24 protein-coding genes, 1 pseudogene and 1 riboswitch are annotated in these 24,122 nt (G+C 56.1%); of the genes and pseudogenes, 11 read left to right on the top strand and 14 right to left on the bottom strand.

Annotation, left to right across the window (positions count from 1 at the left end; all coding sequences use genetic code 11):
* Nucleotides 1-55 precede the first annotated feature (55 nt).
* From fadD to L6R44_RS00855, 4 genes are all read right to left on the bottom strand, one after another.
* Nucleotides 56-1,741: a long-chain-fatty-acid--CoA ligase FadD gene (gene fadD, locus L6R44_RS00870; protein WP_237422930.1), complete on the bottom strand. Its 1,686-nt coding sequence runs from the start codon at nucleotides 1,739-1,741 to the stop codon at nucleotides 56-58.
* Between the two features lie 203 nt (nucleotides 1,742-1,944).
* Nucleotides 1,945-2,526 carry a Slp family lipoprotein gene (locus tag L6R44_RS00865; protein ID WP_237422929.1) on the bottom strand — a complete coding sequence of 194 codons (582 nt, stop codon included), beginning with the start codon at nucleotides 2,524-2,526 and terminating at the stop codon, nucleotides 1,945-1,947.
* A gap of 37 nt (nucleotides 2,527-2,563) precedes the next feature.
* On the bottom strand, nucleotides 2,564-3,259 hold the full coding sequence (gene tsaB, locus L6R44_RS00860; RefSeq protein ID WP_237422928.1) for a tRNA (adenosine(37)-N6)-threonylcarbamoyltransferase complex dimerization subunit type 1 TsaB: 696 nt from the start codon (nucleotides 3,257-3,259) through the stop codon (nucleotides 2,564-2,566).
* Between the two features lie 66 nt (nucleotides 3,260-3,325).
* Nucleotides 3,326-5,236, bottom strand: a complete 1,911-nt coding sequence (locus L6R44_RS00855) for an ATP-dependent DNA helicase (RefSeq protein ID WP_032641221.1) — start codon at nucleotides 5,234-5,236, stop codon at nucleotides 3,326-3,328.
* Between the two features lie 133 nt (nucleotides 5,237-5,369).
* Here L6R44_RS00855 and L6R44_RS00850 point away from each other — a divergent pair, with 133 nt between their 5' ends.
* Nucleotides 5,370-5,714 (top strand): RidA family protein, encoded by a 345-nt coding sequence (locus L6R44_RS00850; RefSeq protein ID WP_023312193.1) that lies wholly within the window; start codon nucleotides 5,370-5,372, stop codon nucleotides 5,712-5,714.
* A 6-nt stretch (nucleotides 5,715-5,720) separates the two neighbouring features.
* Here the strand turns inward: L6R44_RS00850 and L6R44_RS00845 are convergent, their stop codons facing one another.
* Nucleotides 5,721-5,903, bottom strand: a complete 183-nt coding sequence (locus L6R44_RS00845; RefSeq protein WP_047652296.1) for a YoaH family protein — start codon at nucleotides 5,901-5,903, stop codon at nucleotides 5,721-5,723.
* 61 nt (nucleotides 5,904-5,964) lie between these two features.
* On the opposite strand from L6R44_RS00845, the gene pabB reads away from it, so the two are divergent.
* The 4 genes from pabB to L6R44_RS00825 all read left to right on the top strand — a co-directional run bounded on the left by pabB (nucleotide 5,965) and on the right by L6R44_RS00825 (nucleotide 11,153).
* Entirely contained in the window at nucleotides 5,965-7,290 is a 1,326-nt protein-coding gene (gene pabB, locus L6R44_RS00840) for an aminodeoxychorismate synthase component 1 (protein ID WP_237422989.1), read from the top strand.
* A 6-nt stretch (nucleotides 7,291-7,296) separates the two neighbouring features.
* Nucleotides 7,297-7,875 carry a CoA pyrophosphatase gene (locus L6R44_RS00835; RefSeq protein WP_237422927.1) on the top strand — a complete coding sequence of 193 codons (579 nt, stop codon included), beginning with the start codon at nucleotides 7,297-7,299 and terminating at the stop codon, nucleotides 7,873-7,875.
* A 184-nt stretch (nucleotides 7,876-8,059) separates the two neighbouring features.
* Nucleotides 8,060-9,424, top strand: a complete 1,365-nt coding sequence (sdaA, locus tag L6R44_RS00830; RefSeq protein ID WP_237422926.1) for an L-serine ammonia-lyase — start codon at nucleotides 8,060-8,062, stop codon at nucleotides 9,422-9,424.
* Between the two features lie 130 nt (nucleotides 9,425-9,554).
* Entirely contained in the window at nucleotides 9,555-11,153 is a 1,599-nt protein-coding gene (locus L6R44_RS00825) for an EAL domain-containing protein (protein ID WP_237422925.1), read from the top strand.
* 6 nt (nucleotides 11,154-11,159) lie between these two features.
* Here the strand turns inward: L6R44_RS00825 and yoaE are convergent, their stop codons facing one another.
* Complete coding sequence (gene yoaE, locus L6R44_RS00820; protein WP_237422924.1) at nucleotides 11,160-12,719, bottom strand: TerC family protein; 1,560 nt, start codon at nucleotides 12,717-12,719, stop codon at nucleotides 11,160-11,162.
* 462 nt (nucleotides 12,720-13,181) lie between these two features.
* On the opposite strand from yoaE, the gene manX reads away from it, so the two are divergent.
* From manX to mntP, 5 genes are all read left to right on the top strand, one after another.
* A complete protein-coding gene (manX, locus tag L6R44_RS00815) occupies nucleotides 13,182-14,147 on the top strand; it encodes a PTS mannose transporter subunit IIAB (protein WP_032641236.1) in 966 nt (321 codons plus the stop codon).
* Between the two features lie 46 nt (nucleotides 14,148-14,193).
* Nucleotides 14,194-14,994: a PTS mannose transporter subunit IIC gene (gene manY, locus L6R44_RS00810; protein ID WP_008500490.1), complete on the top strand. Its 801-nt coding sequence runs from the start codon at nucleotides 14,194-14,196 to the stop codon at nucleotides 14,992-14,994.
* A gap of 12 nt (nucleotides 14,995-15,006) precedes the next feature.
* Nucleotides 15,007-15,858 (top strand): PTS mannose transporter subunit IID, encoded by an 852-nt coding sequence (locus L6R44_RS00805; protein WP_023324862.1) that lies wholly within the window; start codon nucleotides 15,007-15,009, stop codon nucleotides 15,856-15,858.
* A 54-nt stretch (nucleotides 15,859-15,912) separates the two neighbouring features.
* Nucleotides 15,913-16,371 carry a DUF986 family protein gene (locus L6R44_RS00800; RefSeq protein WP_237422923.1) on the top strand — a complete coding sequence of 153 codons (459 nt, stop codon included), beginning with the start codon at nucleotides 15,913-15,915 and terminating at the stop codon, nucleotides 16,369-16,371.
* 198 nt (nucleotides 16,372-16,569) lie between these two features.
* Nucleotides 16,570-16,684, top strand: a riboswitch (yybP-ykoY riboswitch).
* An 81-nt stretch (nucleotides 16,685-16,765) separates the two neighbouring features.
* The gene (mntP, locus tag L6R44_RS00795) at nucleotides 16,766-17,332 is read left to right on the top strand and encodes a manganese efflux pump MntP (protein ID WP_237422922.1); all 567 of its coding nucleotides are present in this window, start codon (nucleotides 16,766-16,768) and stop codon (nucleotides 17,330-17,332) included.
* Here the strand turns inward: mntP and rlmA are convergent.
* The 7 genes and pseudogenes from rlmA to mgrB form a co-directional block, all read right to left on the bottom strand.
* Nucleotides 17,329-18,144: a 23S rRNA (guanine(745)-N(1))-methyltransferase gene (rlmA, locus tag L6R44_RS00790; RefSeq protein WP_237422921.1), complete on the bottom strand. Its 816-nt coding sequence runs from the start codon at nucleotides 18,142-18,144 to the stop codon at nucleotides 17,329-17,331. The two genes, mntP and rlmA, sit on opposite strands and share 4 nt — an antisense overlap.
* 190 nt (nucleotides 18,145-18,334) lie before the next feature.
* On the bottom strand, nucleotides 18,335-20,053 hold the full coding sequence (gene ftsI / locus L6R44_RS00785) for a peptidoglycan glycosyltransferase FtsI (protein WP_032641242.1): 1,719 nt from the start codon (nucleotides 20,051-20,053) through the stop codon (nucleotides 18,335-18,337).
* A 219-nt stretch (nucleotides 20,054-20,272) separates the two neighbouring features.
* Nucleotides 20,273-20,482, bottom strand: a complete 210-nt coding sequence (gene cspE, locus L6R44_RS00780; RefSeq protein WP_001062678.1) for a transcription antiterminator/RNA stability regulator CspE — start codon at nucleotides 20,480-20,482, stop codon at nucleotides 20,273-20,275.
* A gap of 13 nt (nucleotides 20,483-20,495) precedes the next feature.
* Nucleotides 20,496-20,640, bottom strand: a pseudogene (locus L6R44_RS00775) (DUF2627 domain-containing protein).
* A 524-nt stretch (nucleotides 20,641-21,164) separates the two neighbouring features.
* Complete coding sequence (locus L6R44_RS00770) at nucleotides 21,165-22,154, bottom strand: MBL fold metallo-hydrolase (RefSeq protein ID WP_237422920.1); 990 nt, start codon at nucleotides 22,152-22,154, stop codon at nucleotides 21,165-21,167.
* Nucleotides 22,155-22,177: 23 nt separating this feature from the next.
* Nucleotides 22,178-22,468, bottom strand: coding sequence for a YebO family protein (locus L6R44_RS00765; RefSeq protein WP_237422919.1), 291 nt, complete (start codon nucleotides 22,466-22,468; stop codon nucleotides 22,178-22,180).
* Nucleotides 22,469-22,542: 74 nt separating this feature from the next.
* The gene (gene mgrB / locus L6R44_RS00760; protein WP_006175995.1) at nucleotides 22,543-22,686 is read right to left on the bottom strand and encodes a PhoP/PhoQ regulator MgrB; all 144 of its coding nucleotides are present in this window, start codon (nucleotides 22,684-22,686) and stop codon (nucleotides 22,543-22,545) included.
* Nucleotides 22,687-22,847: 161 nt separating this feature from the next.
* Here mgrB and L6R44_RS00755 point away from each other — a divergent pair, with 161 nt between their 5' ends.
* Nucleotides 22,848-23,087, top strand: a complete 240-nt coding sequence (locus L6R44_RS00755; protein ID WP_237422988.1) for a YobH family protein — start codon at nucleotides 22,848-22,850, stop codon at nucleotides 23,085-23,087.
* A 67-nt stretch (nucleotides 23,088-23,154) separates the two neighbouring features.
* On the opposite strand, the gene kdgR is transcribed toward L6R44_RS00755, so the two are convergent.
* Complete coding sequence (gene kdgR / locus L6R44_RS00750) at nucleotides 23,155-23,946, bottom strand: DNA-binding transcriptional regulator KdgR (RefSeq protein ID WP_032641251.1); 792 nt, start codon at nucleotides 23,944-23,946, stop codon at nucleotides 23,155-23,157.
* Nucleotides 23,947-24,122: the final 176 nt, after the last annotated feature.

Raw genomic sequence — 24,122 nt, 5'->3', positions numbered from 1 at the left:
TTTGCGCCCATAAAAAACGCCGGCTTAACCGGCGTCTGGGCGATTAGCGTGAAGCTCAGGCCTTATTGTCTACTTTGGCACGGGCTTCGTCACGTAATTCTCGTCGTAATATCTTTCCGACGTTGGATTTCGGCAGCTCATCGCGGAATTCAACCAGCTTCGGCACCTTGTAGCCCGTTAGCTGACGACGGCAGAACGTTACCAGCTCTTCTTCCGTGAGTGAAGGATCCTTCTTGACCACAAATATCTTGACCGCTTCGCCGCTGCTGCCGGAAGGCACGCCGACTGCGGCGACTTCGAGCACGCCGCTGTGCTGCATAACCACGTCTTCGATCTCATTCGGATAGACGTTGAAGCCGGAGACCAGGATCATGTCTTTCTTGCGATCGACGATGCGCAGGAAGCCCTCGTCATCCATCACCGCAATATCACCGGTGTGCAGCCAGCCGTCTTTGATGATTTCATCGGTCGCATCGGGACGCTGCCAGTATCCCAGCATCACCTGTGGACCTTTGACGCACAGCTCGCCCGGCTCGCCCGGCGCGACTTCGTTATCGTTATCATCGACCAGCTTGGCCTCGGTGGAAGGCACAGGCAGACCGATGCTCCCGCTGTGATAGTCGATATCATGCGGGTTAACGCTGACCAGCGGCGCGCATTCCGTCAGGCCGTAGCCCTCCAGCAGATACTGACCGGTGAGCTTCACCCAGCGCTCGGCCACCGCCTGCTGAACCGGCATGCCGCCGCCCGCTGAGAGGTGCAGCGTGGAGAAGTCCAGCTGCTGGAACTCTTTGTTATTCAGCAGCGCGTTGAACAGGGTGTTTACCCCGGTCATGGCGGTGAACGGATATTTTGCCAGCTCTTTCACCAGTCCCGGAATATCTCGCGGGTTGGTGATTAAGACGTTTTGCCCGCCCAGCTCGATAAACAGCAGGCAGTTCATGGTCAGCGCGAAAATGTGATACAGCGGCAGCGCGGTGATCACCAGCTCTTTACCCGGATGCAGCAGCGGACCGTAGGTGGCGTTAACCTGTTCCAGATTCGCCAGCATGTTGCGGTGGGTCAGCATCGCGCCTTTGGCCACGCCGGTGGTGCCGCCTGTGTATTGCAGAAACGCAAGATCTTCCGCGACCACTTCGGGTTTCACATACTGCATACGGTAACCCGCATGCAGCGCGCGGCGGAAGGAGATGGCGTCCGGCAGATGGTATTTTGGCACCAGACGTTTGACGTATTTGACGACAAAGTTAACCAGCGTGCCTTTGGCGGTGGAGAGCTGATCCCCCATGCGCGTCAGGATGACGTGTTTCACCTGGGTTTTGTCGACCACCTTTTCCAGCGTATGGGCAAAGTTGGACACAATGACGATCGCGGTCGCGCCGCTGTCATTCAGCTGGTGCTCCAGCTCGCGCGGGGTGTACAGCGGGTTGACGTTGACGACAATCATCCCGGCTCGCAGGATGCCGAACAGCGCCACCGGGTATTGCAGCAGGTTCGGCATCATCAGCGCGACGCGGTCCCCTTTTTGCAGCCCCAGCCCTTCCTGCAGATAGGCCGCAAACGCCCGGCTACGCTCCTCAAGCTTACGGAACGTCATCACCTCGCCCATATTCACAAATGCGGGCTGGTCCGCGTAGCGCCTTACCGAGTGTTCAAATAATTCCACCAGGGATTGATAACGGTCAGGATTGATCTCAGCAGGAACATCTGCGGGATAACGGTTAAGCCAAACCTTCTTCAATGCATCACCTCTGAAATGAGTGTTCGTCGTCATCACAACCCCGATAATAAACAGTTTGTTAACATTATATTAACTCAGCGTACCAGTTTATTAATTGTTCAGATTTAAGGTTGCGAAGCGCGTCACTCTTTTTTTTCGTTTTATCCGTAAAAAAACAGAGACAGCGGCTGAGCCGCTGTCTCTTTTCCAACAATAACAGTAAGTTACTCAGTAACGATCGTCTGAACCTGTGCCGGGCCCGGGTTATACCAACCCCAGCCAGGGTAGCCGTAACGATAAGGATGTGGACCCCACATCCACGGATCGATCGGCTGAGGCGGCATGATCACCTGCTGTGCCAGCCGCCAGCGTTTGTAACCGTTGACCTGCATGGTCATAAATTTATAGGGCGAGTTGCCGATTTTGCCCTGCACGGTGCCGGTAATGGGCCCCACGACGGTCACCAGCTGCCCGCGAAAATCGACCGGGTCGAGGAAACCACTGACGTCCGCATAGATACGCCCCAGAGAGGCCTCGCCCAGGACAGGCCGAGCGCCGCTGTCCAGCGGAACGGTCGCGATCTCCAGGCGGGTTTTCCCCTGCTGGTTTTGCACTTCTATCACCTTGCCGCCAAAGCGCGCTTCCTGGCCGACGTACAGCTCAGGCGCATTCATTACCCGTACCAGATCCTGCTGGGGCGTCGGGCTACTGCCCTTAATCGCATCAGGAACGGAAACGCATCCGCTCAGTGCTATGGCAAACGCGCCTGCCATAATAAGGCGTACTACTTTAGTCTGAACCGCCATGATGCGACTCCTTTTTCTCAGTTCCTGTTACTGAGATTCACTCGCGGCCCGGAAGTTTCTTCCACGCAACGGTGTTTCGCAAATAAACCGGCTCCGCGTGTTCAACGGCAACGGTTTTTCCTGCTGCGAGCAGCTGACAGGCAATCGGAAGCATATCTTCCGCGGCAGGCAGAAGCATATTGCCGTCCACCAGCGTCACCCCGGTGTTATTTGCCATCTCCGGCCACGCCGGCCAGCCGGTGCCGACGGTTGCCCACTCACCGGACAGCTGCTGCAGCCGTTCAGTGACCGCTTCAGGCTTAAGCACGGCTTCCGTCTCTTCACCGTGCCACACGCCCTGCGCGTCGCGGGTGTATTCGGCCCAGTACACTTCGCCCATGCGGGCATCAATTGCGGCCAGCACGCGCGTTGCCCCGGTCATGCGCCACGCGCCCTGCGCCATGGTGGCGAGGGTAGAGACGCCGATCATCGGCAGGTCAGCGCCCAGCGCCAGCCCCTGGGCAATGCCAATCCCGATACGTACGCCCGTAAAGCTGCCCGGGCCGCGGCCAAAGGCCAGCGCGTCGAGGTCGGTTAAGGAGGTATTCCCCTGGGTTAAAATGGCTTTTACCAGGGGCAGAATGCGTTGGGTGTGTTCCCGAGGGCACTCTTCGAAATGGGCAGAAACAGCACCGTCGTTCAACAGAGCGACAGAGCAAGCCTCTGTCGCGGTATCTATAGCCAGAATTCGCATCGGTCGTCGCGCTCTCGCAAGGGTCAGTCACAAAATGGCGCGCATCTTAGCACACTCCGGTGTAAATTACTCCGCCGTTGGGTTTGCCAGGAAGCGCACCGCGCGTTTTATGTCCCGCGTGCGCGGCGCGGGCGGCAGGCTGGCGAGGAAGGTTGCCCCGTAAGGGCGCATCACCAGCCGGTTATCGCAAATGACCAGCACGCCGCGATCGGTGACGTCGCGGATGAGTCGCCCTACCCCCTGCTTGAGGGTAATCACCGCCTCCGGCAGCTGCACCTCGTCAAACGGGTCCCCCCCGCGCAGGCGGCAGTCTTCCATGCGCGCCTTCAGGAGCGGATCGTCCGGGGAGGTAAACGGCAGCTTATCAATGATCACCAGCGAGAGGGTGTCTCCCCGCACGTCCACCCCTTCCCAGAAGCTGCTGGTGGCGACCAGCAGGGCATTACCGGCGCTGACAAACTGCTGGAGCAGCTGGCCTTTGCTGGTTTCGCCCTGCAGCAGCACCGGCAGCGTCATGGTGGCGCGGAACTGCTCGGCGAGATCGCGCATCATGGCGTGAGAGGTACAGAGCATAAAGCAGCGGCCGTTGTTAGCCTCGATCATCGGTTTTAACATCGCGGCCAGATGGCGCGCCGCGCCCGGCTGGTTCGGCAGCGGTAAATTACGCGGGACGCAGAGCAGCGCCTGTTTTTCATAATCAAACGGGCTGGGCAGCAGCAGCGACTCCGCCTCCTCAATGCCGAGGCGCTCGGTAAAGTGGTGCAGATCGTCATTCACCGACAGGGTTGCCGAGGTAAAGATCCAGCTTCCCGGCTTTTGCGCCATCACCTCTTTAAACTTATCCGCCACCGTCAGCGGCGTAAGCGCCAGGGTGAAATGGCGCGAGGTGCATTCATACCAGTAGCTGTAGCCCGGCTGGTTAATCTCCTTCAGCCGTTTCAGGCGGCCGCGATACAAGGTGGCGCGCTCGAAGGCGGCATCCAGCAGCGCCGAGCGGCCAAGCGACAGCTTCGCCACGTCGTAGCAGAGTTCGAGGGCATCATCGAGCAGCAGCAGCGCGCGCTGGATGTTTTTGTCCGCCAGCAGCTCGCGCAGGTTGCCGCGATAGCCCGGCTCGCCGAGCTGCAAGCGGAAATCCTGCGCGCTCTGCGCCAGGCGGTCGGCGCACTTCTGCAGCTGCTGGGTATCTTTGAGTTCGGTCCGGTAAGCGATGGTGAAATCTTTCGCCAGATCCTGAAGCTGGCGGCTGGAGAGCGACTGGCCGAAGTACTGGCTGGCGATGTCCGGAAGCTGGTGGGCTTCGTCGAAAATCATCACGTCCGCCTCCGGGATCAGCTCGCCAAAACCGCTGTCTTTGACGACCATATCCGCGAGGAACAGGTGGTGGTTCACCACCACCACATCCGCGTCCATCGCCGTTTTGCGCGCTTTCACCACAAAGCAGTCTTTGTACAGCGGGCAGTCGCTGCCGAGGCAGTTGTCGTTGGTGCTGGTCACCAGCGGCCAGGCGGGAGAGTCTTCCGGCACGCTCGCGCAGGTGCTGATATCGCCCTCTTCGGTCTGGTTCGCCCAGGCGCGAAGGATAATCACGTCGCTGAGGGTTTGTACCGGCAGGTCGCCGCCCGCCAGCGCCTGCTGCTCAAGACGCTCCAGGCAGAGATAGTTGGAGCGCCCCTTCAGCAGCGCCAGACGGCCTTTGTATTTCAGCGCCTTTGCCACCGTGGGCAAATCGCGGCTGTAGAGCTGATCCTGCAGCGCCTTCGAACCGGTGGAGATAATCACCTTCTTTTTCGCCCGCAGCGCAGGCGCAAGGTAAGCATAGGTTTTACCCGTGCCGGTACCGGCTTCAACCACCAGCGGCTGAGCCTTATCGATGGCGCGCGCAACGGCGTGCGCCATCTGACGCTGAGGCTCACGGGGTTTGAAGCCGGGAATCGCCTTCGCTAATTGACCTTCAGGGGAAAAATCGTCTGCCACGGTGCTCTCTCACTGTATTTTTGCACAGGGATTATGTCAGCCCATCCTCTCCTGTGCCACCCCAAATAGTGACGACGCCGGAACAATATGGCAGTCTTGCGGCCTGACGACGAAAAATAACGAGGAAACGTTTATGACAATTGTGCGCATTGATGCCGAAGCCCGCTGGTCTGATGTGGTGATCCATAACCAGACGCTCTACTACACCGGCGTACCGGCTAACCTGGACGCGGACGCGTTCGAGCAGACGGCGAACACCCTGGCGCAGATTGACGCGGTGCTGGAAAAACAGGGCAGCGACAAATCCCGCATTCTGGATGCGACAATTTTCCTGGCGAACAAAGAAGACTTCGCGGCAATGAACAAAGCCTGGGATGCGTGGGTGGTGGCGGGTCACGCGCCCGTACGCTGCACCGTACAGGCCACGCTGATGAAGCCGGAATACAAGGTTGAAATTAAGATTATCGCGGCGGTTTAAGCCCGATTACTCTTCATCTTCATCCTCGAAACGCGCCACGATCCGCTCGCCGGAATGACTGGCGCGAATTTCCTCAGCGACAACGGTAATCGCCTGTCCGCTGCTCATCCCCTGGGACATCAGTTCCTGAATTCGCTCAACCGCTTTCTGCTGCTGTTCATGGCTCAGAGAAGGTAAACCTGCAAACATCGTCAACTCCTGCTAAATTATTCGCGCTAATTATTTCACGCTGCCCGGTAGTATGCCACACATGAACATGCGCTTCCCCACTGTTATTACCTTGCCCTGGCGCGCAGACGCCGCTGAGTTCTGGTTTGCCCGCCTGAGCCATCTTCCGTTTGCGATGCTGCTGCACTCCGGCCATGCGGACCACCCCTATAGCCGCTTTGATATTCTGGTCGCCGATCCGATAAAAACGCTGACTACCGACGATCTGTCGTTAACGGACGATCCGCTGGCGCAGCTTCAGCAGGCGATTAACGCGCTGGGCTTATCTGCCACACCGAACCCGGACCTTCCTTTTCAGGGGGGCGCGCTGGGGCTGTTTGGCTACGATCTGGGTCGCCGTTTCGAAACGCTGCCCGAGCATGCGAAGGCTGATATTCCCCTGCCCGACATGGCCGTGGGGCTGTATGACTGGGCGTTAATTGTCGATCATCAGAAAAAAACGGTTTCCCTGCTGAGCCATCGTGACGCGCAGGCGCGTCTGGCCTGGCTTGATGCGCAACAACCGGCACCGGCGGAAACGTTCGCGCTGACCTCCGGCTGGCGATCAAACATGAGCGCCGCGGAGTATGGCGAAAAGTTTTCGCGCGTTCAGGCCTATCTGCACAGCGGCGACTGCTATCAGGTGAACCTCGCCCAGCGCTTCCAGGCGACATACCGGGGGGATGAGTGGCAGGCCTTTACCCGCCTTAACGCCAGCAATAAGGCGCCGTTCAGCGCGTTTGTGCGCCTGGAACAGGGGGCCATACTCAGCCTGTCACCCGAGCGCTTTATTCATCTGGCCGAGGGCGCGATCCAGACGCGTCCGATTAAAGGCACCCTTCCGCGTCTTGCCGATCCCGACGCCGACCGCCAGCAGGCGGAAAAGCTGGCCAGCTCCCCGAAGGACCGTGCCGAAAACCTGATGATTGTCGATCTGATGCGTAACGACATTGGCCGGGTGGCCGTTCCGGGCAGCGTCCGCGTGCCGGAACTGTTTGTCGTCGAGCCTTTTCCGGCGGTGCATCATCTGGTCAGCACCGTTACCGCGCGGCTGCCCGATTCGCGCACGGCCTGCGACCTGCTGCGCGCCGCGTTCCCGGGCGGCTCCATCACCGGCGCGCCAAAGGTGCGGGCCATGGAGATTATCGATGAGCTGGAGCCGCAGCGCCGCAACGCCTGGTGCGGCAGCATCGGCTATATCAGCCTGTGCGGCACGCTGGATACCAGCATTACCATTCGCACGCTGACGGCCTGTAACGGCAATCTTTACTGTTCGGCCGGAGGCGGCATTGTCGCCGATAGCCAGGTCGATGCGGAATATCAGGAAACCTTTGATAAGGTTAACCGTATCCTGAAACAACTGGAGTAATCACGGGTGGAAAAAGAGAACCTGACGCTGGATGACTTTTTATCTCGCTTTCAGCTATTACGACCGCAGGTCAACCGCGAAGCGCTGAATCAGCGTCAGGCGGCGGTGCTGATCCCAGTCGTGCGACGCGCGCAGCCGGGCCTGCTGCTCACCCAGCGTTCCCCCCATTTACGCAAGCACGCGGGACAGGTCGCCTTTCCGGGGGGCGCGGTAGACAGCACCGACGCCTCGCTGATTGCCGCCGCGCTGCGCGAAGCCCAGGAAGAGGTTGCCATTCCGCCGGAGGCCGTGGAGGTGATCGGCGTGCTGCCGCCCGTCGACAGCGTCACCGGTTTTCAGGTCACGCCGGTGGTGGGCATTATCCCACCGGGCCTGCAGTATCACGCCAGCGTCGATGAAGTCTCTGCGGTGTTTGAAATGCCGCTGGATGAAGCCCTCCGACTGAGCCGCTATCACCCGCTGGATATTCAGCGCCGCGGGCATGACCATCGGGTCTGGTTGTCCTGGTATCAGCATTATTTTGTCTGGGGCATGACGGCGGGCATTATTCGCGAGCTGGCGTTGCAAATCGGCCTGAAGCCTTGACTATACTTTACATTCTCTCGTTTTTTGCAGGTTTGCGATCGGCGTCGCGCTATTAGCAAAACCCATCGTTAACCATTAGTTTAATTCATGTGAATAGTTAAGCCGAGGTCGGTGTTCCCTCTTACACTATGCGCAGTTATAACATCGTTACTGGAACCCCGGTAACCCTGTCAGGAGTGTGAAAGTGATTAGTATATTCGACATGTTCAAAGTGGGAATTGGCCCTTCGTCTTCCCATACTGTTGGCCCGATGAAGGCCGGTAAACAGTTCGTCGATGATCTGGTCGAAAAAGGATTACTGGAAAGCGTTACCCGCGTTGCCGTAGACGTTTATGGCTCGCTGTCCTTAACGGGTAAAGGCCACCACACCGATATCGCCATTATTATGGGTCTGGCTGGCAACATGCCGGATACCGTTGATATTGATGCCATCCCGGCATTCATCCGCGACGTGGAAACACGCGGTCGCCTGCTGCTGGCAAACGGCCAGCAGGAAGTGGATTTCCCGCAGGATGACGGCATGCGTTTCCGCAGCGACAACCTGCCGCTGCACGAAAACGGCATGACCATTCACGCGTTTAGCGGTGAAAAAGAGATCTACAGCAAAACGTATTACTCCATCGGCGGTGGCTTCATCGTGGATGAAGAGCATTTTGGCAAAGACAGCGTCGGCGACGTCAGCGTACCGTACCCGTTCAAATCGGCGACCGAGATGCTGGGCTACTGCAAGCAGACCGGCCTGTCCCTGTCCGGCATGGTGATGCAGAACGAGCTGGCCCTGCACAGCAAAAAAGATATTGAAGACTATTTTGCGAACGTCTGGCAAACCATGCGCGCCTGTATCGACCGCGGAATGAACACCGAAGGCGTTCTGCCGGGTCCACTGCGCGTGCCGCGTCGTGCCTCGGCCCTGCGCCGTATGCTGGTGACCACGGACAAGTTCTCCAACGACCCGATGAACGTGGTCGACTGGGTCAACATGTTTGCCCTGGCGGTTAACGAAGAGAACGCCGCCGGCGGACGCGTGGTGACGGCGCCAACCAACGGTGCCTGCGGTATCGTTCCAGCCGTGCTGGCGTATTACGACCACTTTATTGAGCCCGTGACGCCGGACATCTACATCCGCTATTTCCTGGCGGCAGGCGCTATCGGCGCGCTGTACAAGATGAATGCCTCCATTTCCGGTGCGGAAGTGGGCTGCCAGGGTGAAGTCGGCGTAGCCTGCTCCATGGCGGCGGCGGGTCTGGCAGAGCTGCTGGGCGCCAGCCCTGAGCAGGTCTGCGTGGCGGCTGAAATCGGTATGGAACATAACCTCGGTCTGACCTGCGACCCGGTAGCGGGCCAGGTGCAGGTGCCGTGCATCGAGCGTAACGCCATCGCCTCGGTGAAAGCCATCAACGCCTCGCGTATGGCGATGCGCCGTACCAGCGAACCGCGCGTATCGCTGGATAAGGTGATTGAAACCATGTACGAAACCGGCAAAGACATGAACGCGAAGTACCGCGAAACGTCCCGTGGCGGCCTGGCCATCAAGGTGCAGTGCGACTAATACTCGCTTTCGCCCATCTGCAACGGATGGGCGATTTTCCCTCTTATTCCTCGTCTCCTGCTGCTTTCCCCACTACACTTTTCCTGTTGCGTCCGGCTTTTGTAGCTGGTGGCTTACCAGGCGACCGTTCATGCAAACTGCACAAACGATCATTAAAAACTATCGCCGAAAACGCATTATCGTCTGCGTGACGGTTGCGCTCCTTACGCTCATCCTGACCCTGGGCATTCGCTTTATTTCACAGCGGAATGTTAACCAACAGCGGATCCTTGATTTTACCCGCCACACCGTGCGCGCCCTTGATAACGTACTGCTTGCTTTAGAGAATCGGCGCGGCGTGCTGCAGCCCCTGGTGGGGCAGCCCTGCCCGCAGGCGCAGCTAACGCTGCGAAAGCAGGCCGCCATTTTGCAGACGGTGCGTTCCATCGCCCTGATTAAAGACGGCGTTCTGTATTGCTCAAGCATCTTCGGGAGCCGCAATGTGCCCCTTCGTGACTTCCTGAAAGAATTGCCCGCCAGCACGGCGAAGCTGATTTTATCGACAGACGAGTGGCTGCTTAAGGGCAGCCCGATATTGATCCAGTGGGATCCCGTATCTGCCGACGGTGAAGCAGGCGTCATCGAGATCGTCAATATCGACCTGATCGCCAGAATGATCCTGGAGCCCCAGCGCCCGCTCATCAATGACGTGGCGCTGACCGTGGGCGATCGCTTTCTGCGCTATGGGCAACGCGTCACCGACAGCCTGACGTTTGAAGAGGAAGGGACGCTTTTTCAGCAATCATCAACCCAACATCCCTTCACCATTATGGTCAGCGGGCCAGGCCCCGGAGAATTAGCCTTAAAAAGCCTGCCAGCCCAGCTGCCGCTGGGGCTCATGCTCAGCCTGGTGCTGGGCTATCTCGCCTGGCTGGCAACGGCAAACCGCATGAGCTTCACGTGGGAGATCGATATGGGGATCGCGGGACGGGAATTTGAGCTTTTCTGCCAGCCGCTGATGAATGCCCGTACCCAGGGGTGCACCGGCGTGGAGATCCTGCTGCGCTGGAATAACCCCCGTCAGGGATGGATCGCCCCGGAGGTGTTTATCCCTCTGGCAGAAGAACATAACCAGATTATCCCCCTCACCCGCTACGTCATCGCCGAAACGGTGCGCCAGATAGGCTACTTCCCCAACAGCGCCGGTTTTCACATCGGCATTAACGTCGCCGCCAGCCATTTCCGTCACGCGGTGTTGATTCAGGACCTGAACCGCCTCTGGTTCAGCGCCGATCCGCGCCAGCAGCTGGTGATTGAACTTACGGAACGGGATGCGCTGATGGATGCGGATTATCGCATCGTGCGCGAACTGCATCGCAAAGGGGCAAAGCTCGCCATCGACGATTTTGGCACCGGGAACAGCTCCCTCTCCTGGCTTGAAAAACTGCATCCGGACGTGCTGAAAATCGACCAGTCCTTTACCACCGCCATCGGCACTGACGCCGTGAACTCCACGGTGACGGATATGATTATTGCGCTGGGCCAGCGGCTGAATATTGAACTGGTGGCTGAAGGAGTCGAAACAGAGGAGCAGGCGCGCTATTTGCGCCGTCACGGCGTGCCAGTCCTGCAGGGGTTTTTCTATGCGCGGCCCATGCCGCTGCGGGATTTTCCGAAGTGGCTGGCGGGAAGCGCCTCCCCGCCAGCGCATCATAACGGGCACATCGTGCCCCTCATGCCGCTGCGCTAGGCCGGCTTACTCATCTTCGTCGTGGGCTGATTGTTCTTTAACAATACGCACCATATCAACGCGATAGTCGTTGGCTTCGACGATCGTAATGTGCAGCGGCGCCAGCTCGATCACGTCCCCAACGCGCGGGATTTGCCCGTTAACGGCGATAACCAGACCGGCAACGGTTGCGATGTCTTCTTCGTCGTTGATCACGTTTTCCAGCCCCAGCGTGTGCGAGAGAGCGTGCAGGTCGGTGGTCCCTTTCACCAGCCAACCTTCACCGTCGGCGACGATCTCTGGCGTTTCGTCGGCATCCGGGAATTCACCGGCAATCGCTTCCAGCACGTCCAGCGGCGTAACCAGCCCCTGCACCACGCCAAACTCGTTGGTGACGATAACGAAGCTGCCGCGAGCGCGACGCAGTACCCCGAGCAGGTTGATCGGATCCAGCGTTTCCGGGACGACAATCGCAGGTGACGCCGCAGCGACGGCTTCCACGTTAACGCCCTCTTCCAGCGCCACCAGCATCTCTTTCGCCCGCACCACGCCGATTATCTCGTCCAGCTCGCCGCGACACACCGGGAACAGGCTGTGCGGTGAGGAGAGCAGCTGCTGGCGAATTTCATCCACGCTCAGGTTAGCATCAACCCAGCTGATCTCCCCGCGCGGCGTCATAATGCCCCGCAGCGAACGGGAAGCCAGGGAGAGCACGCCGTTAATCATGTAGCGCTCCTGTTCCACAAACGCCCCTTCCGGGACCGGAACCGGATTATGGTGTTCGGCATCAGACTGGACGTTCACCTGACGACGACCGCCCATCAGGCGCAGAATGGCGTCTGCGGTGCGGGCGCGCAGCGGCTGATTCGACTGCTGCTTAATAAAGTTACGGCGCGCAATCTGGTTGAACAGCTCGATCAGGATCGAGAAGCCAATCGCGGCGTACAGGTAGCCTTTCGGAATATGGAAGCCGAAGCCTTCCGCCACCAGGCTCAGACCAATCATCAGCAGGAAGCTCAAACAGAGCACGACCACTGTCGGATGCTGGTTAACGAAGCGCGTCAATGGTTTCGAGGCCAGCAGCATCACCGCCATCGCAATGACGACGGCCGCCATCATCACCGGCAGATGATTCACCATGCCGACCGCTGTGATCACCGCATCCAGCGAGAAGACCGCGTCCAGCACCACAATCTGCAGCACCACCACCCAGAAGCTGGCATAGCCTTTACCGTGGCCATCGTCGTGCTGGCGGTTTTCCAGCCGCTCATGGAGTTCCGTCGTCGCTTTGAAAAGCAGGAATATCCCCCCGATCAGCATGATTAAATCACGCCCGGAGAAGGTGTAATCCATGACGGAGAACAGCGGCTTGGTCAGCGTGACCATCCAGGAGATGACGGAGAGCAGCCCCAGTCGCATGATCAGCGCCAGCGAGAGGCCAATCAGGCGCGCTTTATCACGCTGCTTTGGCGGCAGTTTGTCCGCCAGGATGGCGATAAAGACCAGGTTATCAATGCCGAGAACAATCTCCAGCACCACCAGCGTGAGCAGTCCCACCCAGATTGACGGGTCCATTAAGAATTCCATGACAAGCTCCTGCTAAAGGAATGACGAAACGGTGCCCCACTCAACGTGGGCAAATCAGAGGCAGATAGAGTCGAAACGTGGCGAGGATCGCCGGTGAAAAAGGCGCGAAATGGCCTGGTAGCTGACTGACGTCGGTGACGGTCCATATAGTGGGCTGTAGCCCTATACTCCTGAATAATTAAACGGAGGCTAAACATATCAGAGACACTGTATTTTTAGCAAAGATTTACGTTCCTTTGCAAAGTTCTGTAACACAGCGGCTTTATGCTACAGAGAAATCTGTAACGCGTGGCTAAATTACGGATCTTCATCACATAAATTATTTTTTCACTATCTAAAATAATTCGCGGAAGTCTTAGTTTTTTGAACTCTAACCCTTATCTGAATCGATTCGGTTCGCCAATACGATTCTCAGTACGTCTGCCGGGCAGGCGTATTAATGATAATAAAAGGAGGTAGCAAGTGACCATTGCTATTGTCATAGGCACACATGGTTGGGCTGCTGAGCAGCTACTCAAAACGGCAGAGATGCTGTTGGGCGAGCAGGAAAACGTCGGCTGGATCGATTTCGTTCCCGGTGAAAACGCCGAGACGCTGATAGAGAAGTACAACGCTCAGCTCGCGAAGCTGGATACCAGCAAAGGCGTGCTGTTTCTCGTTGATACATGGGGCGGCAGCCCGTTCAATGCTGCCAGCCGCATTGTCGTCGATAAAGAGCACTATGAAGTTGTCGCCGGGGTCAATATTCCCATGCTGGTGGAAACCTTCATGGCGCGCGACGACAACCCGTCGTTCGACGAGCTGGTTGCGCTGGCCGTTGAAACCGGTCGCGAAGGGGTAAAAGCCCTGAAAGCGCAGCCGGTTGAAAAACCTGCCCCTGCACCCGCAGCGGCACCAAAGGCGGCGGCACCGGCAAAACCGATGGGCCCGAACGATTACATGGTCATCGGCCTTGCCCGTATTGATGACCGCTTAATCCACGGCCAGGTTGCCACGCGCTGGACCAAAGAGACCAACGTTCGACGCATTATCGTGGTCAGCGATGAAGTGGCCGCCGATACCGTTCGTAAAACCCTTCTGACTCAGGTTGCTCCTCCTGGCGTTACCGCGCACGTCGTGGATGTCGCCAAGATGATTCGCGTTTACAACAACCCGAAATACGCGGGTGAACGCGTGATGCTCCTGTTCACTAACCCGACAGACGTTGAGCGTATTGTTGAAGGCGGCGTGAAGATCACCTCAGTAAACATTGGTGGTATGGCATTCCGTCAGGGCAAAACGCAGGTCAACAACGCCATTTCAGTCGATGCGAAAGATATCGAGGCATTCAACAAGCTGAATGCGCGCGGTATTGAGCTGGAAGCCCGCAAGGTTTCCACGGATCAAAAACTGAAAATGATGGATCTGATCGGCAAAGTTGGGAAATAAGCCCGCGCCGGTTCTCATATAAAGTTTATGTAATAGGAGAAGTGCAATGGAGATTACCACTCTTCAGATTGTGCTGGTGTTCGTCGTCGCATGTATTGCGGGTATGGAATCCGTACTTGATGAATTTCAGTTCCACCGCCCTCTGGTGGCCTGTACGCTGATCGGGGCCGTTCTGGGTGACATGAAAACCGGTATCATCATCGGGGGTACCCTCGAGATGATCGCCCTGGGCTGGATGAACATCGGCGCCGCGGTTGCGCCCGATGCCGCGCTGGCCTCTATCATTTCGACCGTTCTGGTTATTGCCGGTCACCAGAGTATTGGTGCCGGTATCGCCCTGGCGATCCCGCTGGCAGCAGCAGGTCAGGTTCTGACTATCATCGTTCGTACTATCACCGTTGCCTTCCAGCACGCGGCGGATAAGGCGGCTGAAAACGGCAACCTCACGGCGCTGTCGTGGATCCACGTATCCTCCCTGTTCCTGCAGGCGATGCGCATCGCGATCCCGGCGGTTATCGTGGCGATCTCTGTCGGCACCAGTGAAGTCCAGAGCATGCTGAACGCCATTCCTGAAGTGGTCACCGGCGGCCTGAACATCGCGGGCGGTATGATCGTGGTGGTCGGTTATGCGATGGTCATCAACATGATGCGCGCAGGCTACCTGATGCCGTTCTTCTACCTCGGCTTCGTGACCGCTGCTTTCACCAACTTCAACCTGGTTGCACTGGGCGTGATTGGTGCCGTGATGGCGATTCTCTATATCCAGCTCAGCCCGAAATATAACCGCGTTGCGGGTGCCCCAGCGCAGGCTGCTGGTAACAACGATCTCGATAACGAACTGGACTAACAGGTGAGCGAAATGGTTGATATGACAAAAACTACCACCGAGAAAAAACTCACTCCGAGTGATATTCGTGGCGTGTTCATCCGTTCTAACCTGTTTCAGGGTTCATGGAACTTCGAACGTATGCAGGCGCTGGGCTTCTGCTTCTCCATGGTACCGGCGATAAAACGCCTGTACCCGGAAAACAACGAAGCGCGCCGTCAGGCGATCAAGCGCCACCTGGAATTCTTTAACACCCATCCTTACGTTGCGGCCCCGGTACTGGGCGTAACGCTGGCAATGGAAGAACAGCGTGCGAATGGCGCAGAGATTGACGATGGTGCCATCAACGGTATCAAAGTCGGTCTGATGGGTCCGCTGGCCGGCGTCGGTGACCCTATCTTCTGGGGTACCGTACGTCCGGTCTTCGCGGCGCTGGGTGCCGGTATCGCGATGAGCGGCAGCCTGCTTGGCCCACTGCTGTTCTTCATCCTGTTCAACGCCGTGCGTTTGTTGACCCGTTACTACGGTGTGGCCTACGGCTACCGTAAAGGGGTGGACATCGTTAAGGATATGGGCGGCGGCTTCCTGCAGAAACTGACTGAGGGGGCGTCAATCCTCGGCCTGTTTGTTATGGGGGCGCTGGTGAACAAGTGGACGCACGTGAACATCCCGCTGGTGGTTTCGACCATCACCGGTCAGGATGGTCAGACCCGCGTTACCACCGTGCAGACGATTCTGGATCAGCTCATGCCTGGCCTGGTACCGCTGCTGTTAACCTTCGCCTGTATGTGGCTGCTGCGTAAGAAAGTGAACCCGCTGTGGATTATCGTTGGCTTCTTCGTCATCGGTATCGCGGGCTACGCCGTCGGCCTGCTGGGTCTCTAAGTTTCAATGCTATAGGCCGGGGGCTTGCCCCCGGTTTTTTTATATGGAGGATGAATGACTGTCACGGACATCGTACTGGTTTTATTTATTGCAGCCCTTCTGGCTTACGCGATCTATGACGAGTTCATCATGCCCCGCCGTCACGGCGAGACGCTGCTCTCCCTTCCCCTTCTGCGACGCGGGCGCGTGGATGCGTTTATCTTCGCGGGTCTCATCGCCATTCTTATTTACAATAACGTCACCAGCCATGGTGCAATATTAACCACATGGTTATTATGTGCGCTGGCATTAATGGCCGTTTATCTGTTCTGGATCCGCACGCCGAAAATCATTTTTAAATCCCGTGGGTTTTTCTTCGCCAACGTGTGGATAGAATATAACCGTATTAAAGAGATGAATTTATCCGAAGACGGCGTGCTGGTGATGCAATTAGAACAACGTCGCCTGCTTATTCGGGTTAAAAATATTGACGACCTGGAAAAGATATACAAGTTACTCGTTAAAACTCAATGAGTTAGATATATAGCCATGGCTATATTCTGCGTTTATTTTGCGCACGAAATATAGCCAAAGCTATATTCCCTCCGTTAATTTTACCTCTAGCTGTTAACGATATTTTCACGATTAAAGATAAATGAAAATCGTTATCAACAAGCACTTTAAATAATGCCTTTTCATTGTTGTTTTATATTCTCAAAATATGTTAAGGTTGCGCCCGTCGTTGGGGAGTAGCCGATTTCCTGTTCGCAGGAAATGTACGTGTCAACATACTCGTTGAAAAACGTGGCACGTACGGATCGCCGGAGCACTTATGTGCGGCGCGATCAGGCGAGACCATAGATACATCAACTGCTGTTTACTGGGGGCAGTGATGTGTCATATGGATATCCCCGGTCTGGACGCTGTTATGAATATTTCCGCTACGATCCTCCTCGCTTTTGGCATGTCCATGGATGCATTTGCTGCCTCCATCGGAAAAGGCGCCACGCTCCACAAACCCAAATTCTCCGAAGCTCTGCGTACCGGCCTGATCTTTGGCGCTATCGAAACGCTGACGCCGCTAATCGGCTGGGGCCTTGGCATGCTTGCCAGCCAGTTCGTGCTGGAGTGGAACCACTGGATTGCATTCGTACTGCTGGTGTTTCTCGGCGGCCGAATGGTGATTGAAGGTTTTCGCGGCGGTAATGATGAAGACGAGGAGCCTCAGCACCGCCACGGATTCTGGCTGCTGGTCACCACGGCTATTGCCACCAGCCTTGATGCGATGGCCGTCGGTGTCGGTCTGGCATTCCTGCAGGTCAATATTATCGCCACCGCGCTGGCTATCGGCTGCGCAACGCTAATTATGTCCACGCTGGGCATGATGGTCGGACGGTTTATTGGTCCGCTGCTGGGTAAACGCGCCGAGATCTTAGGCGGTATTGTGCTGATCGGCATTGGTGCCCAGATCCTCTGGGCACACTTCTCGGGTTAATCTTCGCGCTGCCAGACGTGGATGCTGAAATCCGTCTGGCAGCGAAATGCTGAACGTGCAGCCAGCGCTTCCCATACCTCCGGTTTCGCCCGCCACGCGAACGGCGTCATCTGCAGCAGCGCGGTAGCCTCATCCCCTTTCAGCGTCATCTCATACGCCACGGTTTGCTCCTGCTTCAGGGTAAAACCGGCCAGCCGTTCAGAATGCGGGGCATGCAGGCGCACTTCGTCGTAGATCAGTCCCTTCAGCTCCATCAGATGACGCGGACCCGGCGTCACGGTGACGACACTTCCGCCCGGTTTCACTACGCGCGCCAGCTCCTCTGCCTTACAGGGCGCGTAAATGCGGATAATCGCGTCCATGCTGGCATCGTCAAACGGCAGGCGGTGGCTGGATGCCACGCAGAACGTCACGTCAGCATAACGCTTTGCCGCCGCGCGAATGGCCACTTTCGACACGTCCAGACCGAACGTCTGTGCGCCCCTCTCGCGGGCAACCTCCGCAAACCGCGCGGTGTAGTACCCTTCCCCGCAGCCAATATCGAGCACGGCGGTGGCTGAAACCGGCATAATGTCATTCAGCCTCTGCGCGACGGTCTCCCGCAGCGGCAGATAGTGCCCGGCATCAAGAAACGCGCGGCGCGCCTGCATCATCTCTGCACCGTCGCCCGGATCGCGGGAGCGCTTATGCTGCACCGGCAGAAGATTCACGTAGCCTTCTTTTGCCCTGTCAAACTGATGCCCCTGCGGACAGGTATAACTTTTATCTGAATGCGTCAGGGGGGCGTGGCAAAGGGGACAGCTGAAGGACATGGTGACTCCGGAGCATAATCAAAGGGCTAAGTGTACCGCTATTCGCCCTGGTTATATACCCGTCATACTTCAAGTTGCAGGTGCGTTGGCTGCACTCACTCACCGCAGTCACGTACTTATGTACGCTCCCGGGGATTGGTTCCCTTGCCGCCTTCCTGCAACTCGAATTATTTTGGGTATAAACGCCCGGTTAACGCATAACGATAAGGCGATCGGAACCGGCCGGTAACCCGTCAGGTTTGACATTCTCCAGACGCAGCACGTTGCCCATAATCTCGCTGAAGACGGGCGCGGAGACGGCCCCACCGTAGTAGGCTCCGTTTTGCGGATCGTTAATGACCACCACCAGAGCAAAGCGCGGATTGCTGGCGGGCGCAACGCCCGCGGTGTAGGCGACGTATTTATCGACGTACTTCCCGCTTTCGTCAATTTTCTTCGCCGTGCCGGTTTTCACCGCCACCCGGTAATCGCGAACGGCGGCCTTAACGCCGCCGCCGCCGGGCAGCGCAACGCTCTCCATCATGTGTTCGACTTCGTGCGCAATCTCTTCCGGCATGACGCGGTGCCCGATAACGGGGGGATCGATGCGGGTGATGGAGAGCGGACGCTCAAGCCCGTAGCCGCCAATCGTGGCGTAGACGTGCGCCAGCTGGAGCGGGGTCACCATCAGCCCGTAGCCGAAGGCGAAGGTCGCGCGATCGAGCTGGCTCCAGAACTTCCGATGTGGCAATAGCCCCGAACTTTCCCCCGTTAGGCCAAGCCCCGTATTCGAACCAAAACCAAAGTTTCGGTAAGTATCAATGAGGTGCTGGACGGGCATCGCCAGCGACAGCCGGGAAACGCCGGTATCGCTCGATTTTTGCAGGATCCCGGTCATCGTCAACTCGGGATAAAAGCCCACGTCGCGAATGCGGTGCCCGTCAAGGGTGTATGGATGGGTGTCAATCACGCTATCCGGCTGAACCAGCCCCTGCTGCAGGGCCGTCATCAGCACCAGCGGCTTGACGGTCGAACCGGGTTCGAACGTATCGCTGATTGCGCGGTTGCGAAAATCGTTGATCGTCGCCCCTTCCCGGTTATTGGGGTTGAAATCCGGATAGCTCGCCATAGCGAGGATTTCCCCGGTTGGGATATTAATGAGCACCGATGCACCCGACTCGGCCTTGTTCCAGGCCACGGCGTTGTCGAGCGCATCCTCGGTGATGGTTTGCAGCCGCTCGTCAATACTTAGCTGGATGTTATGCGCCGGTGTGGGGGCAATTTCGGTCAGGTTTTCAACCACGCGTCCATAGCGGTCTTCCCTTACCTGACGCACTCCCGGCTTGCCGGTGAGCTGCGCGTTAAAGCTCTTTTCCACCCCTTCAATGCCCTGCCCATCAATATTGGTGAAGCCAATCAGGTTCGCGGCGACATGGCCGGCAGGATAAAAACGACGTGACTCGTCGCGTAAATTGATGCCGGGCAGACTCAGCTTGTCGATCCACTTTGCCTGCGCCGGATCGACCTGACGGGCAAGGTAAATAAAGCGCCCCTGTGGATTGGCGTTGATGCGTGCAGAGAGCGTGCCGAGGGAAAGATGCAGCGCAGTAGCCAGCGCCTGCCAGCGCTCATCAGCGCCTACGCCCCCTTTTGCCAGCACCGTTTTAGGATCGGCCCAGACGGCCCGGACGGGCACGCTTACCGCCAGGGGGCGGCCTTCGCGATCCGTTATCATGCCGCGAGGCGCATCAATCGCCACCTGACGGAGGGAGCGCATATCCTCCTGCTTTACCAGATTGTCAGGCTTGATGATTTGTAGCCATGCAACGCGGCCCAGCAAAAAAGCCAGACTACAAAAAATAGCTAAACAGAGCAGCGCAAAACGCGCCGGCGTGAAGCTTCCGGCGGTCACTATCGAATTCTTCTTCACCTGAACCCCAGGACTGTTAAACAACGCCCTGATTTAACGGGAAAAGATGAGTTAAGGGTGGCGAAACAGTGCTACTAACTTCGCAGCTTTGCAACAAGTTACTAACAAGACCGCAAATGGTAATATTTTGAAAGATAAGGGACATAAAAAAGCCCCGCGTTGTGCGAGGCTTTATGTCTGAGATTGAGGCGCCAGGCGCTTCAGTCAGCAGCGGTTCGATCAGATAGCAGTTACGTTAACTGCAGCTGGGCCTTTCTGGCCGTCCTGAATTTCGAACTCAACGTTCTGGCCTTCAGCCAGAGTTTTGAAGCCGTTACCCTGGATTGCAGAGAAGTGTACGAACACGTCTTTGCTGCCGTCAGCAGGAGTAATGAAGCCAAAACCTTTAGACTCGTTGAACCACTTAACTTGACCTTTAATCTTTGCCATTTTGCAAAATTCCTTAGAGTGTTTTCTTAGCCCGCAGGCATTAACTGAGATAAAACTGAGACATTACTGCATGAGGCACTAATATAAGGTTCGGCAGAGAAGCGGTATTCAACGACAACGTGTTTACTCAGGACTTCTTTACTGAAAATGCCACACATAAACAGAACTGTACCTCGTTTGACCCAAAACGTGTTATCACACACTATGTTTAATATGGCAAGCCATTTTTAAACATGTCTCGATCCGCCGCACAAATTCGAACAGTGCCTGTCAGGTTTTGCACAATTATGCGCATTGCATACAGACAGCCCTGCTGCGTCACAAAGACCCGGCGTTGCTTTCACAACCGCTGTAATCTAAGACTTTTTTAACATAGCTCAATCTTTACGAAGCGTCCAGCAACCGGGAAAAGAAATCTTGCGTCTTGATTGGGTTAGAACAAATTGTGAAAACTTATGCTTAAATCATTGTAACGTGACCGAATTGTTTCAGAAAAAAACGTCGTTAATAACCCGCACCCAACTGTATTAAAATGCACCAGTTAATAAACAGCGTTATGCACCAAAATAATGAAATTTTTATGACTCTGCATCAAAACAAGGCAAGCAAAACGTTTCGATAAAAATAAAACATCCCTGCACGCGTTTACACACAGAATATATGCAACACGCTATCGCCTCGTTTATAAGGATAAATATTCACCAATTTTCAGTATCCTGAAAGAATGGTTAACCAGCGCTAAATTATCCAGCGCGTCAGTTAACTCTCGCACTGGTTCATCGAGGGCTTCATCTGCCAGTTCAAACACGCCCCAGTGAACAGGAAACGCCAGAGGACAGCCCAACTGCTGCCATAACGCTACCGCAGATTGCGGATCCATATGATGGACAGCCATGAACCATCGCGGGGCATAGGCACCAATCGGTAACGCAGCAGCATCGATAGGGCCCAGGCGTTCAGGAATCAAGAGCAGCTCAGGCGAATACCCCGTATCACCGCTGAACCAGAAACGATGATGTCGACCTTCCATCACCCAGCCGCACCACAATGAGCGATTGCGGTTCCATGGCGTGCGCATACTCCAGTGCTGTGCAGGGACGGCGGTCAGCGTCATCCCCTGCCAGGTGAAGCTCTGCCACCAGTCGAGCTCAACCACGCGTTTTGCTCCTCGACGGCGAAACCAGTTCGCCAGGCCTAACGGAACAAAGAAATTGACGTCGGGAAAGCGCCTGAGAATACGGCGGATGGTCGCGTCATCAAGATGATCGTAATGGTTATGGGAGATGACAACCGCATCCAACTGATGAAGCCGATCGACTGAGAGCGCGGGCGGCGTTTTGCGCCGTGGTCCCAGGAAAGGGAGCGGAGACGCGCGCCGTGAAAAAACCGGATCGGTAAGAAGGATATTGCCATCTAGCTGCAGCAACACGCTCGCGTGACCCAGCCACCACACCCCATCTTCTTGAGGTTGCGTAAGATCAACGGGTTGCCACCACTGGCGGATAAAGTCTGCATAGCCCAACGCGGGCGGCTTCGGTAAACCGGCCTCTTTGCGCGCTTTACGCCAACGGTCCAGATCGCCGGGTTGATGGCCGACGGGAGCGGTATTACGAAAACCGTTCGGGGTGTGATGCTTCAGGGAGGGGTCATACCAGGGATTTTTCCAGACCACAGCCGCCTCCCAGCATAGACAGATTAACGCTCAGCCACCAGGCGGATAAAGTCGTCTTCGTCTTTGGTATCTTCAACGACCGCGTTTTTAGGCGCGTCTTTCTCTTCCGGCTCGTTAGCCTCACACAGACGGCGTAGCAGCGCGTTCTGACGCTTTTGCTGATCGAGCAGCGCTTCCAGCAGTTCGATCTGCTCGTTAGTACGTGAACTGGCGCGGTTCACGAAGAACCAAATGACCAGCCCGACAAGCAGAACAACCAAAGAAATCATCAGGGATGCCATATTCAGCAGCCCTGAATTCAGTAACTCACCCATTTCACCACCTCAATAAAAACGTCTATTTTACCACTGGCGCGAAGGAAGGAAATCACCTTGAGAAAAAATGCGTGTTACCACGGAATAAACTTGTTGATCGCGCAAACGCCGCTAAAAAACTGTACATCCTGATCGCACATCACATTGATCGTCTGCGTCCATAACACCACGCACGCTATCAGCACGATAATCAGAATTACCCAGCGTATTTTTTTCACTCCACACTCCGTCAAAAGATCTGATGCGATAACGTTATCACGTTGACCTTAAACAAGGGCTAACTGCGCCTCCATCGCATCTCTTTTCAGAATCCTGCACTTGTTTAACCGCCTGAACCGGTTACGCTAGCATTATGATAAAAACGAAAAAAGAGGTAATGATGCGATTCATCACTCGAACAATTATTGCACTGGCCCTTGTCTGGATTGGTCTTCTGCTAACGGGTTATGGGGTGCTTGTGGGAAGCACCGAAAACGCAGCCGGCTTAGGCATACAGTGTAAGTACTTAGCAGCGCAGGGAATAAGCTCTGCGCAATATCTGCATACTGATAGCGGGATTGTTGGCTTAACCCACTGTCCCGTACTGCGTAAAACCTCCGTCGTCATTGATAATGGCTAATCAGCTGGGTAAGGGACGGATAAAAAAACGCCGCAACGGATGCGGCGTTTTTTTATGCGAGCAGAAATTAAAACGGGTAGTCGTGATAACCCATCTGTTCAGAGATCTTACGCGCGGCTGTGTGCAGAATCGCCACATACTCGTGCAGACGTTCTTCAGAGAAGCGGAGGGTTGGGAAAGAGATACTTAGGCCCGCAATCACCACGCCAAAGCGGTCAAACACCGGAACGCCGATGCAGCGCAGCCCCTCTTCCTGCTCTTCGTTATCTTCGCCATACCCCTGTTCGCGTACGCGATCGAGCACCGTCAACAGCGCGTCCGTGCTGGTAATGGTTCGTGCAGTACTTTGCTTGTATTCCACGCCTTCGAGGATCTGCTTCACCTCCTCGCGATCGCGCCACGCCAGCAGCACCTTACCAATAGCGGTACTGTAAAGCGGGTTGCGACGACCAATGCGCGAATACATGCGCAGATTGTACATGGAGTCGATCTTATGGATATAAACAATGCTGTCTTCATCCAGCGCGCCGAGATGGATGGTCTCTTTGGTCAGGCGAGAGATTTCGCGCATCTGAATATCGGCGCTGCGGATCAGGTCAACATTTTGCAGCGCCCGGGCCCCCAGCTCAAACAGCTTCAGCGTCAGAGAGTATTTTTCAGATTCGCCTTCCTGAGCAACGTAGCCCAGCGACTTCATGGTTTGCAAAAAGCGATACACGGTGCTTTTTGACATCATCACGCGCTGCGACAACTCTGTAATACCTATTTCACGCTCTTCTCCCAGCGCCTGTAAGATACCAAACACCTTCAGCACGGAAGAAACAGAATCTGGCTGTTTATCCAAATCCGCAATAGCCATTTACCACCTCATAGAGAGTGTTTTATAAAAATCAGAACCGGTTTTTATTATAAGTTCCCGTCATGTCACCTGCAATCAATCCGCGTTTACTTCGTTACAAATCTGCGACATATCACGCCTGTAACAGTGCTAAAATAGTTACCCTGAGAATAATTTCACGCTGAGCTTTTTTAATC

The sequence above is a fragment of the Enterobacter cloacae complex sp. ECC445 genome, assembly GCF_021892025.1.
GTDB lineage: Bacteria > Pseudomonadota > Gammaproteobacteria > Enterobacterales > Enterobacteriaceae > Enterobacter > Enterobacter chengduensis.
The sequence above is the reverse complement of the archived record's forward strand: the minus strand, read 5'-3'. Positions and strand labels throughout refer to the sequence as shown.

Bases quoted from the DNA above. Each gene is read 5' to 3' on its own strand.
- L6R44_RS00865 (WP_237422929.1), bottom strand. From the start codon at position 2,526: ATGGCGGTTCAGACTAAAGTAGTACGCCTTATTATGGCAGGCGCGTTT.
- tsaB (WP_237422928.1), bottom strand. From the start codon at position 3,259: ATGCGAATTCTGGCTATAGATACCGCGACAGAGGCTTGCTCTGTCGCT.
- L6R44_RS00850 (WP_023312193.1), top strand. From the start codon at position 5,370: ATGACAATTGTGCGCATTGATGCCGAAGCCCGCTGGTCTGATGTGGTG.
- L6R44_RS00845 (WP_047652296.1), bottom strand. From the start codon at position 5,903: ATGTTTGCAGGTTTACCTTCTCTGAGCCATGAACAGCAGCAGAAAGCG.
- pabB (WP_237422989.1), top strand. From the start codon at position 5,965: ATGAACATGCGCTTCCCCACTGTTATTACCTTGCCCTGGCGCGCAGAC.
- L6R44_RS00825 (WP_237422925.1), top strand. From the start codon at position 9,555: ATGCAAACTGCACAAACGATCATTAAAAACTATCGCCGAAAACGCATT.
- yoaE (WP_237422924.1), bottom strand. From the start codon at position 12,719: ATGGAATTCTTAATGGACCCGTCAATCTGGGTGGGACTGCTCACGCTG.
- manY (WP_008500490.1), top strand. From the start codon at position 14,194: ATGGAGATTACCACTCTTCAGATTGTGCTGGTGTTCGTCGTCGCATGT.
- L6R44_RS00805 (WP_023324862.1), top strand. From the start codon at position 15,007: ATGGTTGATATGACAAAAACTACCACCGAGAAAAAACTCACTCCGAGT.
- L6R44_RS00800 (WP_237422923.1), top strand. From the start codon at position 15,913: ATGACTGTCACGGACATCGTACTGGTTTTATTTATTGCAGCCCTTCTG.
- mntP (WP_237422922.1), top strand. From the start codon at position 16,766: ATGAATATTTCCGCTACGATCCTCCTCGCTTTTGGCATGTCCATGGAT.
- rlmA (WP_237422921.1), bottom strand. From the start codon at position 18,144: ATGTCCTTCAGCTGTCCCCTTTGCCACGCCCCCCTGACGCATTCAGAT.
- cspE (WP_001062678.1), bottom strand. From the start codon at position 20,482: ATGGCAAAGATTAAAGGTCAAGTTAAGTGGTTCAACGAGTCTAAAGGT.
- L6R44_RS00765 (WP_237422919.1), bottom strand. From the start codon at position 22,468: ATGGGTGAGTTACTGAATTCAGGGCTGCTGAATATGGCATCCCTGATG.
- L6R44_RS00755 (WP_237422988.1), top strand. From the start codon at position 22,848: ATGCGATTCATCACTCGAACAATTATTGCACTGGCCCTTGTCTGGATT.
- kdgR (WP_032641251.1), bottom strand. From the start codon at position 23,946: ATGGCTATTGCGGATTTGGATAAACAGCCAGATTCTGTTTCTTCCGTG.